This window comes from Xanthomonas sp. NCPPB 2250 (assembly GCF_056725265.1).
Genome location: NZ_CM161520.1, coordinates 3,488,910 through 3,504,452 on the forward strand (window position 1 = coordinate 3,488,910; position 15,543 = coordinate 3,504,452).

Below are 15,543 nucleotides of genomic sequence, written 5' to 3' on the forward strand. Positions count from 1 at the left end.
AGGGCACAATGCCTGTGGCGTCGACCGCCACATGACGGTGACGGAATGTCGGGCGGTGCACCGAGGGAGACGCGCGGGTGGACAGCAAAAAGCAGGCCGGCATCGCCGTGGCCATGGCGACGCAGGCGACGCATGGCGAGAAGCCGGTGAAACCGCGACGTCTCCTTGGACTAGGACATCAACCTGCCTGCAGGTGGCCGGGATGGCGGGTTCGGCTGGGCGTTCAGGGCCTCTCCGCCATGCTGACACGCGCATTCACGGGGCGCGAATCGTGCTGTCGCAGCAAGCGGCGCCAATGCGCTTTTTGTAGGAGCGGCTTCAGCCGCGACAGGCTTTCCTATGAAAGCCTGTCGCGGCTGAAGCCGCTCCTACGATGCTTGATCCGATCCGGTCGGGCCGGCCATCCGTGAGCGACATGACCGCATGGACTCGGCACGAACAGCCACGCCAAGGTGTTGGTGTGGCGGCTGCGCGCGAAGTCACGCTCGGCAATAAATCCATTGCAGCGAAGGCGAGAACAGCGAGGCACTCGCTGCTTGCACGCACGCTTCGGCCCAATTCCCCAAGTTTCGAGAAGGACGATGCCGATGATCACCCGCTCGACCGACACCATCTGGTTTTCGCGTCGCCTGCGTTGAAGGACCGGACAAACTCGCGCCGAAAGGGAAACGCCTCGCAAGAACAGAAAACCCCGGCAAGCACAATGGCTTACCGGGGTCTATTTGCATCGCACGAACGACGAAAAATCAGAACGGGATATCGTCGTCCGCGAAATCGTCCATCGGCGCCGACTGCTGCGGCGCCGGCTGCTGGCGACGCGGCGCGTAATCCTGCCCGCCGCCACCGCCGCCACCGCCCATGCCGGAGCGCTCCTGGCGCGGCGGTGCCGAGCGCTGCGGACGGTCGCCGCCGCCCATGCCGCCGCCACCGCCCTCGCCGCGGCCGCCGAGCATCTGCATCTCGTCGGCGACGATGTCGGTGGAGTACTTCTCCACGCCGTCCTGGCCGGTGTACTTGTCGTAGCGGATCGAGCCTTCGACGTAGACCGAGCTGCCCTTGCGCAGGTACTCGCCGGCGATCTCACCGAGCTTTCCGAAAAACACCACGCGGTGCCACTCGGTGCGTTCCTGCTGGTTGCCGTCGCGGTCCTTGCGCACGCTGGTGGTGGCCAGGCTGATGCGGGTGATGGCCATGCCGGCCTGGGTGTACTTGGTGTCGGGATCGTTGCCGAGGTTGCCGACGAGGATGACTTTGTTGATGCCGCGGGCCATGAGCTGCTTCCGTCTGGGGTCTCCGCGGGCCGGGGGGCGCGCAGAGCGGTAAAGAAGATTTCGGGGAGCAATCCTAACATCGCCGGGCCGGACCGGCCTGCGCCAGGCGCCCACGGGCACCCCGGAAAACGCCGCATTGGGCTGTCGGAATCCTGCCGGCACGCCTCCGGCCGGGCGTTGCAAACCCAGGCGTGGCAAGCCCTCCAGCCCCACCCCGCCCCCGCCGCGGGACGGATGTGGCTGCGCAGCCTATACTTTGCGCACGTTTCCAGTCCTGTCCGCATGAGCATCGCCGAATCCCCCAGTTCCGCCCTGGGCCTGCCCCAGATCCAGATGCTCGCCGCGCCGGACATGGCCGAGGTGGACGCCCTGATCCGCCGCCGCCTGGCCTCGGACGTCGTGCTGATCAACCAGATCGCCGACCACATCGTCTCCGCCGGCGGCAAGCGCCTGCGGCCGATGCTGGTGGTGCTGGCCGGCCGCGCCTGCGGCGCCGGCGGGCCGATGCAGCACCAGTTGGCGGCGATCATCGAATTCATCCATACCTCGACGCTGCTGCACGACGACGTGGTGGACGAATCGGACCTGCGCCGCGGCCGCAGCACCGCCAATGCGCTGTGGGGCAACGCGCCCAGCGTGCTGGTCGGCGACTTCCTGTATTCGCGCAGTTTCCAGCTGATGGTGGAGCTGGACAGCATGGCGGTGATGCGCCTGCTCGCCGACACCACCAACCGCATCGCCGAGGGCGAGGTGCTGCAGCTGCTGCACGTGCACAACCCCGATACCGACGAGGCCGCCTACCTGCGCGTGATCGAGCGCAAGACCGCGGTGCTGTTCGCCGCCGGCACCCGGCTTGGCGCGCTGGCCTCCGGTGCCAGCGAGGCGGTGCAGGAGCGCCTGTACGACTACGGCATGCAGCTGGGCTATGCGTTCCAGATCGCCGACGACGTGCTCGACTACACCGCCGACGCCGCCGACCTGGGCAAGAATCTGGGCGACGACCTGGCCGAGGGCAAGGCCACGCTGCCGCTGATCCACGCGATGGCGCATGCCGACGCCGCCACCCGCGCGCGCCTGCGCCAGATCGTCGAACAGGGCGACGCCAGCGCGATGCCCGAGGTGCTGGCCGCGATCGAGGCCAGCGGCGGCATCGACTACAGCCGCCGCCGCGCCGCCGACTACGCCGCCGCCGCCGAGCGCGCCCTGGACGGCCTGCCGGAGAACGAAGCCGTGGCCGCGCTGCGAGGATTGGCCCGCTACGCGGTTTCGCGGAAGCATTGATCCGGCGCGCTGCGCGCGCCGGATTGGGATTGGGGAGTCGGGATTAGGGATTCGCAACGGCGGCTTGGCTGACGCCTGAAGCGCCGCGGGCTCGCCACACCAACCGGTCAGTCAGGCGGCGCCGACTGACCGCTTTTACCAATCCCCAATCCCGCCAAGCGCGCAGCGCGAGGCACCTCCCGAATCCCGAAGGCACCGCCCTACTCCCGCCCGAAGCGCTCCTCGAAGAAATCCTCGAGCATCCGGTAGGCGCGCTTGGCCGCACGCGGGTTGTACTGGCAGCCCGGCGGGCTGTTGGCGTCGGCTTCGGCAAAACAGTGCACGGCACTGCTGAAGTTGACGAACTGCCAGTCGGCGCCGGCGCCATTCATCTCCTGCTCGAAGGCGACGATATCGTCGCGGCTCACGCTCTTGTCGTCGGCGCCATTGAGCACCAGCACCGGTGCCTTGGCACTGCCTGCGGCCGCCGGCGCCGCGGTGGCCAGGCCACCATGCAGGCTCACGACGCCGGCGAGCGGCGCACCGGCGCGGACCAGTTCCAGCACCGTGGTGCCGCCGAAGCAGAAGCCGACCGCGCCGATCCGGGCCGGATCCAGCGGCGCCTTGCCGGCCTGCGCCTTCAGCGCCGCCACCGCCGCCAACGCCCGCGCGCGCAGCGTGGCCGGATCCTTCTTCAAGGCGCCGGCGAATTGTCCGGCCTCGGTATCGTTGGCCGGTCGCTTGCCCTTGCCGTAGACATCGGCCACCAGCACCACGTAGTCGTCGCCGGCCAGGCGCTTGGCCTTCTCCACCGCGGAGTCGTTGACGCCGCGCCAGTTCGGCACCATCACCAGGCCGGGGCGCCTGTCGTGCTCGGCATCGTCGTAGACCAGCACGCCGCTGAAGGTGTCCTTGCCGACCCTCCACTCCACCGGCTTGGCCTGCATCGCCGCCCAGGCCTGCAGCGGCAGTGCCAAGGCCAGCCCGAGCAGACCGGTCCACCGCAGCATCGATCGTGTGCGCATCGCCCTTCTCCCGTGGAAACCAGGCGGCAGTCTAGAGCGTGCCGTGCACGTCGAGGTGAGGGCGACGGCGGCCGGCGATGGCGATGCGACAAGGCGCACAGCGCCGCCGCACGGCGGCCCGGCGAATGCTTCCGGACGTGCTCTTTCCGCAGCCCCCATGACGACAGCGACATCAGCGACCGCGTACGCCGACGCCGCGCCGAGGGCTCAGGCGATACCCAGCCCCGGAATGGCGCTGATCGCATCCGGGTCGAACCCGGCCAGTGCGGCGAAATGGCGCCCGCGCGCCACGTAGTCGCGGTAGGCGCCGAAGCTGGGCGCGCCTGGCGACAGCAGCACCACGCCGCCCTGCTCGCCCAGCGCCGCACGGGCCAGCGCCACCGCCTCCGCCAGGTCGGCCGCGGCGTGCAGGCCGAAGCCGGCGTCGGCGGCCAGCGGCGCCAGCAGCGCGTGGATGCGCGGGCCGTTGGCGCCCATGGTGACGATCTCCAGCGGTGCACCACCCTCGCGCATGTGGTCGGCGAAGTCCTGCCAGTCCAGGCCGCGGTCGTGGCCGCCGACCAGCAGCGCGATGCGCCGCCCGCGGAAGCACTCCAGCGCCGCGAGGCTGGCATGCGGGGTGGTGCTGATCGAGTCGTTCACATAGGTCACGCCATCGCGCGTGCCCAGGGTCTGCAGCCGGTTCGGCAGCGGCCGGAAGCGATCGGCCGCCGGCGCCAGCGCCGCCGCATCCAGGCCCAGCGCCTCGATCGCGGCCAGCACCGCGCACAGGTTGCCGCGGTTGTGCCGGCCCGGCAGCGGCGCCTGCGCGCTGTCGTACACCGCGGCGTCGCCGCGGTAGACCACCTCGCCGCGCATGTGCCAGCCGTCCTCGCGGTTGAACCAGCGCACCTCGCTGTCGGGCAGTTGCAGGGCGGCCAGTTGCGGATCGGCGGCGTTGAGCAGGGCGATGCGCGGCCGCGCATGGGTGACCAGCTCGAGCTTGTCGGCGATGTAGCGCGCCTGGCTGCCGTGCCAGTCCAGATGCTCGGGAAACAGGTTCAGCACCAGCGCCAGCTGCGGCCGCGCGCCGCTGCGGGCGACATCGCCGGTCTGGTAGCTGGACAGTTCGATTGCCCAATACTGCGGCGGCGGCAGCGGCGCCAGCACTTCCAGCAGCGGCACGCCGATGTTGCCGACCAGACCGGTGCGATGGCCGCCGGCGCGCAGCAGGTGCGCCAGCAGCGCGGTGGTGGTGCTCTTGCCCTTGGTGCCGGTGACGCAGACGCTGCCGGGCACCACGCCGTCGACGCCAGCGTATTCGGCGAACCACAGCGCAGTGCCGCCGACGAAACGCGTACCACGCGCCGCGGCAGCCTGCGCCTCGGGCCGGTACGGGCTGATCCCGGGCGACTTGATCACGACATCGAACGCGGCCAGGCGCTCGGCGCTGGCCTCGGTTTCCACGTGCAGCGCCGGATCGCCAAGCGTTGCGACCTCCTCGGCTTCGGCCGTCGTGCAGAACAGGGTCAGCGGCGCGGACGCCGGGTCCCGGGTCCCGGGCCCCGGGCCCCGGCTATTGCGCAGCGCGCGGTAGGCCGCGCGACCCTCCCGCCCCCACCCCCACAGCGCGACGCGCTGCGCCTCAAGCTGCGAAATTCGCACGCACGCGTTCCCACAGGTCGGCCGGGATGCGGTGTTGCGCGTCCAGTTCCAGCAGCGGCTCCACGCGCAGGTCGGCGGGGTCGAGCTGCGGCTGGATCTCGCGAATGAACCGCGCCACCAGCGCGTCCTCCTTCCATTCCGCGCGCGCCGCCAACGCCGCCATCGCCGCCCGCGACTCGCGGCCTTCGCCGACGCACTCGAACGGCTTGTGGTCCTGGAACTCCAGCAACGCGTCGAAACCGCCGGCCTGGCCGGCATCGTCGAGCAGGTTGCGGCCGAAGATCCGCACCAGCCGCGTCTTCGGCATGAACGGCGCCAACGCCAGGAACACGAAATGGCACTTCGGGCAGACCCCGCACCAGCGGTGCGCCGGGCGCTCGCCGAGGATGTGGAAATTGCGGTTGCAACTGGAGAAATGCGCGTCGTAGTGGTCGCTCTTGGCGAACTGCCGCGCCACCGCCAGTTCCGACAGCGGGCGCAGCAGCGAGTAGTAACGCAGGTCCGCGGCCACGTAGCGCTGCACCTGCGTGCCGAACGCCTGCTCGAAGGCCCAGCCCTTGGACCACTGGTGGTTGACCTCGCCGGTGCCGGCGATCTGGCTGCCGTAGCTGGCCGAATGTTCGTTGGAGAACACCACCTGGCCGGCGTCGTGCAGCACCGCGGCGAACACCAGGATCGCCGAGTTCACTGCAGTCACCGGGATGTGGCCGTTCCACGCGCCCTGCCGGTTCAGCTCGAACAGCTCCGGCGCCAGCGTGCGGCCGATGTTCAAGGTCGGCAGCCCGGTGCGCTCAGCGCAGGCGCGGATCAGCTGCGAGCCGCCGATCCAGGTCACCGTCTGCGCCACGCCGGCCGCGCGCAGGGCCTCGATGCTGACCAGCGAATCCTTGCCGCCGCCGATCGCCACCAGCGCTTGGTCGCGCAGCCCCAGCGCCGTGGCGTCGGCCGCCTCGGCGTCCGCGGCCGGGAAGCGGATGCGCCCGCGCAGGTCCAGGCCGTTGCGATAGGCGAACTCGCCCAGGCCATGCAGGTACACGCTGTCCAGCAGCGCGACGGTCTCGGCATCGATGGCGTAGTCGTCGATGACGATGCGCGGCGGCACCGCCGCCTTGTAGTAGCTGACGCCGGCGATCAGGTGCAGCAGGCGCAGGGCGCGCTGCGCCGCCTGCGCGCGCGCCGGGTCGAGCGCGAACGGCGCGCCGGGCACGGTGATGGTTTCCACCAGTTCCGGGCCGTCGTCGAACGCATAGACCAGGCGCGCCACGCCGCTGTCGGCATCGAAGCCGCAGCGCACGAAGCGGAAGGTGGCGATCTGCTGTTTGTCGAAAGCGGTCATGGACGTCCTGCAAGCACACGGGTGTGCCGCAGGTAGCGGCGGCACAGAAGAAATTCGAGCATCGAAAACGGCAAGGCGGCCCACAGCAGCGGCAGGCAGCCGAACACGAAGGCCATCAGCAGCAGTTGCCATGGCAGTCCGGTCGGCGCCGACGCGGTGGACGCCAGCAGCGCCACCAGCACATATAGCGCCAGCGCCGGCAGGTAGGCCAGCGCCGTCAGCAGCAAGGTGCGCACGGCCAGCGCGCCGGCGCTGGCAGCGGGCCTGCGACGCGTCCAGCGCAATGCCAACCACGCGCCGGCGGCAGCGGCGGCCAGCGCCGGCAAGGCCCACTTGAGGCTGTCGGTCCACGGCAGCGCGGTGCCGGACTGATCCAGCGCCGTGGCGGCGGCCATCGCCACGGCGCCGGCCGCGGCGCTGCCCGCGACGAACTCAGTCTGCGTGCCCATCGATCGCCTCCTCGCGGGGCAACTCGCGCTGGTTGTAGGTGCTGGCCATGCTGTAGCCGTAGGCGCCGGTATCGGCGATCAGCATCACGTCGTCCGGCGCGGTGCCCGCCGGCAGGCGCCGGCGCTTGCCGAACACGTCGCTGGATTCGCAGATCGGCCCGACCACGTCGAACACGGTCTCGGCCGGCTGCTCGAGCCGGCTCAGATTCGCCACGTCGTGCCAGGCGTCGTACAGCGCCGGGCGGATCAGGGTGTTCATGCCGGCATCCAGGCCGACCCGGCGGATCCCGTCCTTCTCGATCACCTGGGTGGCGCGGGCCAGCAGCACGCCGCACTCGGCCACCAGGTAGCGGCCCGGTTCGATCGCCAGGCGGAACGCCGGATGCACGGCCTTGGCCTCGGCCAGGCCCTGCGCGAAGGTGTCCAGGTCGAACGGTTCGTCGTCGGCGCTGTACGGGATCGGCAGGCCGCCGCCGATGTCGATGACCTCGACGCTGCCGATGCGCCGCGCGAAGCCGGCCAGTTCGTCGCACATGCGCCGCCAGTGCTGTGCCGTCTCCACGCCGCTGCCCAGGTGCGCATGCAGGCCGACGATGCGGATGTCCAGCGCGCGCGCGGCCTCGACGAACTCGTCGACGCGGGTCGCCGACAGGCCGAACTTGGAGGCCTTGCCGCCGGTGTTGACCTTCTCGTGGTGGCCGTCGCCATGGCCCAGGTCGATGCGCAGCCACAGGCTGCGGCCGCGGAACAGCTCCGGCCAGCGCTGCAGCGCCTCGACGTTGTCCACGGTCACGGTCACGCCCAGCGCGAACGCGGCTTCGTACTCGGCCTTCGGCGCGAAGCTGGGGGTGAATAGCACACGCCGCGGCGACAGCTCCGGCACGATCTCGAACACCCGGCGCAGCTCGCCGTGCGAGACGCACTCCAAACCGAAGCCTTCCTCGACCAGCGTCTGCAGGATCGCCGGATGCGCGTTGGCCTTGATCGCGTAGTAGCGCTGGTCCACCGCGGCGATCGCCTTGAGCGCGCGCGCGCGTTCGCGCAGGGTCGGCAGGTGATAGATGTAGCGCGGCGTGCCGGCCTCGGCCAGGCGCAGCAGATGCGCGCGCTCGCCCTGCCACCACGGCACCGGCCGCGGCCGCACCGTGCCGGCGATCTCGCGCCAGCGCGGGCCGAACACCTCGGTTTCTTCCACCGGCATCGCGCCGCTGTCGATCAGCTCGGCGTGCAGGATCGGCAGCAACCCATCGGCATCGGTCTCGTCGATGACGAAGGTCAGGTTCAGGTCGTTGGACGACTGCGAGATCATGTGCACGCGCTCCTTGCCGAACGTGGCCCACACGTCCGAGAGCTTGTGCAGCAGCGAGCGCATGCCGCGCCCGACCAGGGTGATCGCCGCGCACGGCACGATGATCTTGACCCGGCAGATCTCCGCGAGGTCGGCCGACAGCGCCGCCAGCACGTCGGTGTTGACCAGATTCTCGCTCGGGTCCAGCGACACGGTGACGTTGGTCTCGGCCGAGCCGATCAGGTCCACCGACAGCCCGTGCTTCTTGAACAGCGCGAACACGTCGGCCAGGAAGCCGACCTGCTGCCACATGCCGATGCCTTCCATCGACACCAGCACGATGCCGTTGCGGCGGCTGATCGCCTTGACCCCGGGCACGGTGCGGGCGTTGCCGTCGATGCTGGTGCCGGGCAGCTCCGGGCGCTCGGTGTCCAGGATCGCCATCGGCACGCCGCCGTCGCGGCACGGCTTGATCGAGCGCGGGTGCAGCACCTTGGCGCCGGTGGTGGCGATTTCCTGCGCCTCGTAGTAGTCCAGGCGGGTCAGCAGGCGCGCATCCGGCACCTCGCGCGGATTGGCGCTGAACATGCCCGGCACGTCTGTCCAGATCTCCACCCGGCTGGCGCCGAGCAGCGCGCCGAAGTACGCGGCCGAGGTGTCCGAACCGCCGCGGCCGAGGATGGCGGTACCGCCGTCTTCGTGCCGGGCGATGAAGCCCTGGGTGATCAGCATGCGCGTGGGCTGGGCGACGAAGCGCGCGCGCCAGGCCGGATCCGACTGCCACTGGCACGACACCGACAGCCGCCGCGACCAGGCGCTCTGGTTCGGCTGCGGCGGCAGCGCGTCCAGCCACTGCCGCGCGTCCATCCAGCCCATGTCCAGGCCGTTGGCGCGCAGGTAGGCCGCGCCCAGGGTCGAGGACAGCAGTTCGCCCTGCCCCAGCACCTCGGCCTGCCAGTCCAGGGTGCGCTCGGCGGCGCGCGGATCGGCGAGCAGGCCGCGCAATGCCGCCAGGCGTTCGCCCAGCACCGCCTCGGCATCCAGTTCCAGTTCGGCCAGGAACTCGCGGTGGCGCTGCTCCAGCGCGGCCACGCGCTGCGCGCTGTCGGCGCTGCCGTCGGCGATTGCGGTCAGTTCGTTGGTGACTCCGGACAAGGCCGACACCACCACCAGCACCCGCGCGCCGGTCTCCTCCGCGCGTTTTTTCGCCAGCGTCCCAATCGTGTCCCAGCGATGACGACGCGACACCGAAGTGCCGCCGAACTTGAGGACGATCCAGCGATCGACAGGAGAGGAAGCTGACATGGAGTGGGGGTGTCTGGAATGTGGGGAAAACGCCTGCATGCGCGGGCGGAACCCCCGATTCTACTGCCAACCGAGCACCGATGAGCGAGCGCCGCTACCCGAAGCTGGACGTCTTTTCCGCCAGCCCGGGGCCAGGGCGTGGTGCGCGATGCCACCGACCTGGACGCGCCGCGCATGCAGCGCCTGGCGGCGTGGCTGAACCTGTCGGAGACGGTGTTGTTCCTGCCGCCGGAGGCGGGCGCGGACTAGCGTATCCGCATCTTCATCCCAAGGGCGAACTGCGATTCGCAGGCCACCCCAGCGTCGGCGCCGCCTGGGCGGCGGGCGCGACGTCGCCAGCCAGGGACGCGAACCCGAGCGCGACGGCCGCGTCGAACTCCAGGTCGATGGCGAAGAGGTGTGGAGCGGCGGCCTGGTGCAAGCGGTGATCGCTGGCAAGATCGCTTGGTAAGCTCCGGCCTCCCCCACCGCAGTCCGGAGTTTCCCCTCATGGCCGCACGCCGCTTCTTCCAGGTCGATGTCTTCTCCGCCCGCGCCGGCAACGGCAATCCGTTGGCCGTCGTGCTCGATGCCGATGGCTTGGACGCCGCCACGATGCAGGCCATCGCGCGCTGGACGCGCCTGCCGGAAACCACCTTCGTGTTCGCGCCGACGCGGCCGGATGCCAGCTACGGCCTGCGCATGTTCAGCCCGCAGAAGGAAGTCCCGTTCGCCGGCCATCCCAGCGTCGGCACCGCGCATGTCGCGCTGGAAGCGGGCATCGCCAGCCCGCGCGACGGCGTCCTGACCCAGGACGGCATCGCCGGCCTGCTGCCGCTGCGGGTCGACGTGGATGCCGGAGTGCGCAGCATCGCCATCCGTACCCCGCGCGCGCAGGTGGCCGAAATCGCCGATGCCGCGGATGCAAGGCTGCAGGCGGCGCTGAGCGGCTGGACGCTGGGCGCGCTGCCGCCGGTGCGCATGGACGGCGGCCGCTGCTGGTGGCTGGTCGAAGTGGCCGACGAAGCCGCGCTGCGCGCGCTGGCGCCGGACTGGGATGCGATCGCCACCCTGGCCGAAAGCACTGCCAGCATGGGCGTGTTCGCCTACGCGCGCGCCAGCGGCCCGGCCTATGCAGTGGCCGTGCGCGCCTTCGTCGGCAACGGCCGGCGCTTCGAGGATGCGGCCTCCGGCGCGGCCAATGCGGTGCTGGCGGCATGGCTGGATCACAGCAAGGCCCTGCCCGGCCACGGCGGCCGCTACGTCGCCAGCCAGGGCCGCGAAGTCGGCCACGATGCGCTGCTGACGCTGTGCGTCGACGAGGCCGGCGAAGTGTGGTCGGGCGGACAGGTGCAGACGGTGATCGAAGGCCGCATCGACTGGCCCTGATCGCCGGCCGCCGCCCGGCACTACAAGTGTAAATGGACGCGCAAAAACAAAGGGCGCCTCGCAAGGAGGCGCCCTTTGTTTTAGTCGGGCAATACGTCAGTCGGGCAGGACGTCGACGCGGACGCGGATGCGATCGCCCGGAGGCGAGGCGGTGCGGGTGTGGTAGTAGCGACCGCCGTATTCGTAGGTCACGTCGTAGCCGTCGACGCGGTCGTAGCGTTCGGTCCGATACGACACCGGGTCGCATTCGCGGACCACGCCGCCACCGTAGCCGCCGTAGCCGCGGGTATTGGTGTCGTAGATCGAGCGGCCGGCCAGGCTGCCGAGCATGGTGCCGACGGCGGTGCCGACGAAGCGGCCATTGCCGCCGCCAACGCGGCTGCCCAGCACGGCGCCGGCGATGCCGCCGACCACCGACGAGGCGGTGCGGCCGCCATCGGTACCGCGGTAGCCGTAGTCGCTGGCGTAGCTGCCCGAGGCCGGACGGTCGTAACAGCGCTCGGTGGTCTCGCGCGGGCCGTTGACCTGCACCATGATCGGATCGGCGCGCACCACGCGCGCATATTCGTAGGTGCCGGACGCGTAGCCACGGTCGCGGTAGTCGTCGTAGCGGGTGTAACCGTAATCCTGCGCGGCGGCGGAGCCGATGACGCCGACAGCGAGCGCAGCGGTCAACAGACGGGTCGAGAGCTTGTTCATGGCGATGGTTCCAAGCGCGTGGATCGCGCGACTGCATGCTCGATCCGACGCGGTGAAACCAGACTGAATAGGGACCGCTGTGGCGAGCACATTTAGTGGCGCGACAGCTAGCGGTCGATCACGCCATGCGGGCCCGCGCAGCGGCGCAACGCATCCTGGCCTGCCATCGGCGGCGCCGCAGGTGCGCCGCACGCGCGCGGCCCGGCATGCCGCCGGGCCGCGCCGGGGATTCCTCAGCCCAATTCCGCTTCCAGGCTGATCGGCACCGCGCTCAGCGCCTTGGACACCGGGCAATTCTGCTTGGCGTCGTCGGCCACTTCGCGAAAGCGCGCGGCGTCGATGTTGGGCACCACGGCCTTGACCTTCAAGCGGATCTGCGAGAGCTGGGGGCCGCCTTCCATCGACAGGTCGACATCGGCGCGGGTGTCCAGCGCGGTCGGCGGGAAGCCGGCTTCGGTGAGCTTGGCCGACAGCGCCATGGTGAAGCAGCCGGCGTGCGCGGCGGCGATCAGTTCTTCCGGATTGGTGCCCTTCTCGTCGCCGAAGCGGCTGTTGAACGCATAGCGGGTGTTCTCCAGCAGGCCGCTCTGCGGCGTGTTCAACCGGCCCTGGCCGGTCTTGAGATCGCCTTCCCAATGCGCGGTGGCGTGACGCGAAATGCCCATGCGAGGCTCCTGTCGGTGAGTGGAGCGCGGACCATAGGGGAGGCGGCGTTACGGGCTTGTGCTTCTGCGCGAAGGCGGCGGCTGCCGCGCGCGGCAGCGAAAATGCCCTGGCGCATCGCCGCGGATGTGCCGGCATCGGCGCCGTCCTCGGCAAAAAAGGCGTCGGTCGCGGCGAATATTCGCGTTTTTTTGCTTCCGGCCTATTGGCGCGGCGTAGCACATGCCCTACATTTCGCCATGCCGACGGGGTCGGCGCGACCCAAACCACCAAATACGGAATCAGGACATCATGGCAAAGACCGCAAAAAAGGCTGCCCCGAAGAAGGCAGTGAAGAAGGTAGCGACCAAGGCTGCCGCCAAGCCGGCCGCTCCCAAGCCGATCAAGGACGTGCTGAGCAAGTCCGCGCTCGTCGCCCACATCGCCGAAACCAGCGGCGTGATCGCCAAGGACGTGCGCGCCGTGATGGCCTCGCTGGAGCACGCCGTGGCCGGTTCGGTCAGCAAGAAGGGTGCCGGCTCGTTCACCCTGCCGGGCCTGCTGAAGATCACCGCCGTCAGCGTGCCGGCCAAGCCGAAGCGCAAGGGCATCAACCCGTTCACCAAGGAAGAGCAGTGGTTCGCCGCCAAGCCGGCCACCACCAAGCTCAAGGTGCGCCCGCTGAAGAAGCTCAAGGACGCCGCGCTCTGAGCAGCGTCGCCTGATCCAGGCAAGCACACCGACGAGACGGCCCCTGCCGTCTCGTTTTTTTTGTGTCTGCTGCGCACCTGGGTTGACGGCCCGCTAAGGCGACGGCCGCTATACCGGTGATTCCCTTCGACAGGATCACCTGCATGAAACTACAGGGCTTTCTCGACCAACTGCTGCAATCGGCGCAGGGCGCCGCCGGCCAGGCCATGGGCAAGACCGGCACCGCCGCTCCCACCGCACCGGCGCACGCCAGCGCCGGCGGCCTGGGCGGCCTGCTCAACGCCGACTTCGGCAAGGGAGCCCTCAGCGGCGGCGCACTCGGCCTGCTGCTCGGCAAGCACCGCACCACCCGCAAGCTGGCGACCTACGGCGGTCTGGCCGCGCTGGGGCTGATGGCCTATCGCGCCTATGGCGACTACCGCCGCCAGCAGCTGGGCGCCGCCGCACCCGAACCGCAGACGCTGGACCGGCTGCCGCCGCTGGACGTCGAGCAGCACAGCCAGGCGGTGCTGCGCGCGCTGGTCGGCGCGGCCAAGGCCGATGGCCATCTGGACGAACACGAGCGCCGCCTGATCGAAGGCGAGTTCGCCCGCCTCCACGGCAACGATGCCGACGTGCAGCAGTGGCTGCATGCGGAGCTGGAAAAGCCGCTGGATCCGGCCGAGGTGGCGCGCGCGTCGACCAGTCCAGAGATGGCCGCGGAAATGTACCTGGCCAGCCTGCTCGCCGCCGACGAGCAGGGCTTCATGGAGCGCAGCTACCTGGACGAACTGGCGCGGCAGCTCGGCATCGACGACGCCCTGAAACAGCGCCTGCAGCAACAGGCGGCCGCCCTGCACGCGGACTGAGCACATGGCCGCGGCGACCACGCCTTCGCCAGCGCAATGCCTTCGCCGCGACCTGCTGCGCGCGGCGTTGCTGGCTGCGCTGGCGCTCGCCGCCGTCTGGGCCTGGCGGCATCCGTGGGCGCAGCGCCTGCGCGTCGGCTGGGAGTTGGCGCGCGCGCCGGCGCCGACCGCCCTGCACATGCCGGTCGAAGGCGTGGATCCGCGGCGCGTCGCCGCCACCTTCGGCGCGCCGCGCGGGCGCGACCGCCAGCATGCCGGCGTGGACATCTTCGCCACGCGCGGCACGCCGGTGGTGGCGGCGACGCGCGGCATCGTCGTCGCCATCGCCGACCGCGGCCTCGGCGGCCGCCAGGTCTGGGTACTCGGCCCGGCCCGGCAGCGTCATTACTACGCGCACCTCGAAACATGGGCGCCGGGGCTGCAGGTCGGCGACCTGGTGCAGCCCGGCGACCCGCTCGGCACGGTGGGCGACAGCGGCAACGCACGCGGCACGCCGCCGCATCTGCACTACGGGGTGTACGCCGAGGGCGGTGCCTACGATCCGTTGCCGCTGCTGCGCGCGGCACGCTGAACGGATGCACTGGAACAGAGCGTCGCGGGCGCCAGGCTCGTGGCGGCGGCCGGCCGCGCCTATCTTGGACGCACACCCCGCGTGCGCCACTGCCATGACCGCTTCCCAACGCTACCGCGTCACCGTCACCCCGATCCAGGACGACGGCCTGCCCTGCCAGGGCCGCTGCACCATCGAACTGGAGGCCCGCTGCCGGCAGGACTGGATGCGCCTGCTCGAGGCGGCACAGCGCCAGCCCGGACTGCGCGGCGACGAGCGCGCCGCGCTGATCGTCGGTACGCAGTTGCTGCGCAGCCTGGGCGAGCGCAGCGACAGCGAGGCGCACGCGTTGCTGGCGCCGCTGCAGCCGGCGCTGGACGCCCTGCTGGCACGGCTGGCGCCTGCGCCGGCGGCGTAAGCGCCACGCACGGACGCCGCGATTTCGCTAATCGCGCATTCACCGCCCACGGTTATCGTGAAACCTTCTTCGTTGCCAGGGCCCGCTCGATGACCTTCCGCCAGTTCACCCTGCGCGCAGCGGCGCTGCTGCTGCTCGCCACCGCTAGCCAGGCCCAGGCCGAGCCGTCCATCCAGGGCCACCAGGTCAGCGTCGGCGCCGCCGACGTGCAGCATTACCTGGACGGCAGCTTCCCGCAGACGCACAAGGCGCTGGGCGGGCTGATCAAGATGACCGTCCGCGACCCGAAATTGAGCCTGCCGCCGGGCGACCGCCTGAAGATGCAGTTCGACCTGAGCATGGCCACCGGCGGCGGCGCGGCGACGCCACTGGGCCAGGTCCTGCTGACCAGCGCGTTGCGCTACGACCAGCAGAGCCAGAGCTTCCACCTGCAGTCCCCGACCATCGACGATTTCCGCCCGGCCGCCAACGGCGGCAAGCTCGACGCCAATACGCGCGAGCTGCTCAATGCCTGGCTGGAGGACTACGCGCGCAAGGAGCCGATCTACAAGCTCGACCCGCGCCTGACCGCGATGCTGGGCGACGTGCAGATCCAGTCGGCCGGCGTGGAGAATGGTGCGCTGGTGGTGCGTTTCAACCAGGACATCGGCAAGCTGGTGCCGGCGGGCATGCTTCCCGCGCAGTAACCCACGCGACGGCCAGGGTGCGGCGGCAGCCGCCACCAGCAGC

The 15,543-nt window shown here is 70.4% G+C and carries 15 protein-coding genes and 1 pseudogene; 8 read left to right on the forward strand and 8 right to left on the reverse strand.

Going from position 1 to position 15,543, the window contains the following annotated elements:
- Window positions 1–746 precede the first annotated feature (746 nt).
- Window positions 747–1,271, reverse strand: a complete 525-nt coding sequence (locus AC1PMG_RS13890; protein ID WP_010341990.1) for a single-stranded DNA-binding protein — start codon at window positions 1,269–1,271, stop codon at window positions 747–749.
- 282 nt (window positions 1,272–1,553) lie between these two features.
- On the opposite strand from AC1PMG_RS13890, the gene AC1PMG_RS13895 reads away from it, so the two are divergent.
- Entirely contained in the window at window positions 1,554–2,552 is a 999-nt protein-coding gene (locus AC1PMG_RS13895; protein WP_342073732.1) for a polyprenyl synthetase family protein, read from the forward strand.
- A gap of 200 nt (window positions 2,553–2,752) precedes the next feature.
- Here the strand turns inward: AC1PMG_RS13895 and AC1PMG_RS13900 are convergent, their stop codons facing one another.
- The 5 genes from AC1PMG_RS13900 to AC1PMG_RS13920 form a co-directional block, all read right to left on the reverse strand.
- Window positions 2,753–3,556 (reverse strand): dienelactone hydrolase family protein, encoded by an 804-nt coding sequence (locus AC1PMG_RS13900; RefSeq protein ID WP_481109275.1) that lies wholly within the window; start codon window positions 3,554–3,556, stop codon window positions 2,753–2,755.
- 207 nt (window positions 3,557–3,763) lie between these two features.
- Window positions 3,764–5,200 carry a UDP-N-acetylmuramoyl-L-alanine--D-glutamate ligase gene (gene murD / locus AC1PMG_RS13905; RefSeq protein WP_481109276.1) on the reverse strand — a complete coding sequence of 479 codons (1,437 nt, stop codon included), beginning with the start codon at window positions 5,198–5,200 and terminating at the stop codon, window positions 3,764–3,766.
- Window positions 5,181–6,536 (reverse strand): UDP-N-acetyl-alpha-D-muramoyl-L-alanyl-L-glutamate epimerase, encoded by a 1,356-nt coding sequence (murL, locus tag AC1PMG_RS13910; protein ID WP_481109277.1) that lies wholly within the window; start codon window positions 6,534–6,536, stop codon window positions 5,181–5,183. The genes murD and murL overlap by 20 nt, the downstream gene beginning before the upstream one ends.
- Window positions 6,533–6,985, reverse strand: a complete 453-nt coding sequence (locus tag AC1PMG_RS13915; RefSeq protein ID WP_481109278.1) for a hypothetical protein — start codon at window positions 6,983–6,985, stop codon at window positions 6,533–6,535. Before AC1PMG_RS13915 ends, murL begins: the two co-directional genes overlap by 4 nt.
- Entirely contained in the window at window positions 6,969–9,578 is a 2,610-nt protein-coding gene (locus tag AC1PMG_RS13920; protein WP_481109279.1) for a bifunctional aspartate kinase/diaminopimelate decarboxylase, read from the reverse strand. Before AC1PMG_RS13920 ends, AC1PMG_RS13915 begins: the two co-directional genes overlap by 17 nt.
- Window positions 9,579–9,658: 80 nt before the next feature.
- On the opposite strand from AC1PMG_RS13920, the pseudogene AC1PMG_RS13925 reads away from it, so the two are divergent.
- Both AC1PMG_RS13925 and AC1PMG_RS13930 read left to right on the forward strand, forming a co-directional pair.
- A pseudogene (locus tag AC1PMG_RS13925) lies at window positions 9,659–9,901 on the forward strand (PhzF family phenazine biosynthesis protein); the annotation flags it as partial.
- A 166-nt stretch (window positions 9,902–10,067) separates the two neighbouring features.
- Window positions 10,068–10,946 carry a PhzF family phenazine biosynthesis protein gene (locus AC1PMG_RS13930; protein ID WP_481109280.1) on the forward strand — a complete coding sequence of 293 codons (879 nt, stop codon included), beginning with the start codon at window positions 10,068–10,070 and terminating at the stop codon, window positions 10,944–10,946.
- Window positions 10,947–11,042: 96 nt separating this feature from the next.
- Here AC1PMG_RS13930 and AC1PMG_RS13935 read toward each other — a convergent pair whose 3' ends face one another.
- Both AC1PMG_RS13935 and AC1PMG_RS13940 read right to left on the reverse strand, forming a co-directional pair.
- Window positions 11,043–11,645: a glycine zipper 2TM domain-containing protein gene (locus AC1PMG_RS13935; protein WP_481109281.1), complete on the reverse strand. Its 603-nt coding sequence runs from the start codon at window positions 11,643–11,645 to the stop codon at window positions 11,043–11,045.
- A 233-nt stretch (window positions 11,646–11,878) separates the two neighbouring features.
- Window positions 11,879–12,310 carry an OsmC family protein gene (locus AC1PMG_RS13940; protein WP_017910837.1) on the reverse strand — a complete coding sequence of 144 codons (432 nt, stop codon included), beginning with the start codon at window positions 12,308–12,310 and terminating at the stop codon, window positions 11,879–11,881.
- Window positions 12,311–12,599: 289 nt separating this feature from the next.
- Here AC1PMG_RS13940 and AC1PMG_RS13945 point away from each other — a divergent pair, with 289 nt between their 5' ends.
- The 5 genes from AC1PMG_RS13945 to AC1PMG_RS13965 all read left to right on the forward strand — a co-directional run bounded on the left by AC1PMG_RS13945 (window position 12,600) and on the right by AC1PMG_RS13965 (window position 15,500).
- The gene (locus AC1PMG_RS13945; RefSeq protein WP_026143706.1) at window positions 12,600–12,998 is read left to right on the forward strand and encodes an HU family DNA-binding protein; all 399 of its coding nucleotides are present in this window, start codon (window positions 12,600–12,602) and stop codon (window positions 12,996–12,998) included.
- Between the two features lie 143 nt (window positions 12,999–13,141).
- On the forward strand, window positions 13,142–13,846 hold the full coding sequence (locus tag AC1PMG_RS13950; RefSeq protein ID WP_481109282.1) for a tellurite resistance TerB family protein: 705 nt from the start codon (window positions 13,142–13,144) through the stop codon (window positions 13,844–13,846).
- Between the two features lie 4 nt (window positions 13,847–13,850).
- Window positions 13,851–14,417 (forward strand): M23 family metallopeptidase, encoded by a 567-nt coding sequence (locus AC1PMG_RS13955; protein WP_481109283.1) that lies wholly within the window; start codon window positions 13,851–13,853, stop codon window positions 14,415–14,417.
- A gap of 94 nt (window positions 14,418–14,511) precedes the next feature.
- On the forward strand, window positions 14,512–14,814 hold the full coding sequence (locus AC1PMG_RS13960; RefSeq protein ID WP_481109284.1) for a DUF3861 family protein: 303 nt from the start codon (window positions 14,512–14,514) through the stop codon (window positions 14,812–14,814).
- Window positions 14,815–14,903: 89 nt separating this feature from the next.
- A complete protein-coding gene (locus AC1PMG_RS13965; protein WP_481109285.1) occupies window positions 14,904–15,500 on the forward strand; it encodes a DUF1439 domain-containing protein in 597 nt (198 codons plus the stop codon).
- Window positions 15,501–15,543: the final 43 nt, after the last annotated feature.

Coding starts and splice junctions, on each gene's coding strand:
- AC1PMG_RS13890 (WP_010341990.1), bottom strand. CDS start 1,271: ATGGCCCGCGGCATCAACAAAGTCATCCTCGTCGGCAACCTCGGCAAC.
- AC1PMG_RS13895 (WP_342073732.1), top strand. CDS start 1,554: ATGAGCATCGCCGAATCCCCCAGTTCCGCCCTGGGCCTGCCCCAGATC.
- AC1PMG_RS13900 (WP_481109275.1), bottom strand. CDS start 3,556: ATGCGCACACGATCGATGCTGCGGTGGACCGGTCTGCTCGGGCTGGCC.
- murL (WP_481109277.1), bottom strand. CDS start 6,536: ATGACCGCTTTCGACAAACAGCAGATCGCCACCTTCCGCTTCGTGCGC.
- AC1PMG_RS13915 (WP_481109278.1), bottom strand. CDS start 6,985: ATGGGCACGCAGACTGAGTTCGTCGCGGGCAGCGCCGCGGCCGGCGCC.
- AC1PMG_RS13920 (WP_481109279.1), bottom strand. CDS start 9,578: ATGTCAGCTTCCTCTCCTGTCGATCGCTGGATCGTCCTCAAGTTCGGC.
- AC1PMG_RS13930 (WP_481109280.1), top strand. CDS start 10,068: ATGGCCGCACGCCGCTTCTTCCAGGTCGATGTCTTCTCCGCCCGCGCC.
- AC1PMG_RS13935 (WP_481109281.1), bottom strand. CDS start 11,645: ATGAACAAGCTCTCGACCCGTCTGTTGACCGCTGCGCTCGCTGTCGGC.
- AC1PMG_RS13940 (WP_017910837.1), bottom strand. CDS start 12,310: ATGGGCATTTCGCGTCACGCCACCGCGCATTGGGAAGGCGATCTCAAG.
- AC1PMG_RS13945 (WP_026143706.1), top strand. CDS start 12,600: ATGGCAAAGACCGCAAAAAAGGCTGCCCCGAAGAAGGCAGTGAAGAAG.
- AC1PMG_RS13950 (WP_481109282.1), top strand. CDS start 13,142: ATGAAACTACAGGGCTTTCTCGACCAACTGCTGCAATCGGCGCAGGGC.
- AC1PMG_RS13955 (WP_481109283.1), top strand. CDS start 13,851: ATGGCCGCGGCGACCACGCCTTCGCCAGCGCAATGCCTTCGCCGCGAC.
- AC1PMG_RS13960 (WP_481109284.1), top strand. CDS start 14,512: ATGACCGCTTCCCAACGCTACCGCGTCACCGTCACCCCGATCCAGGAC.
- AC1PMG_RS13965 (WP_481109285.1), top strand. CDS start 14,904: ATGACCTTCCGCCAGTTCACCCTGCGCGCAGCGGCGCTGCTGCTGCTC.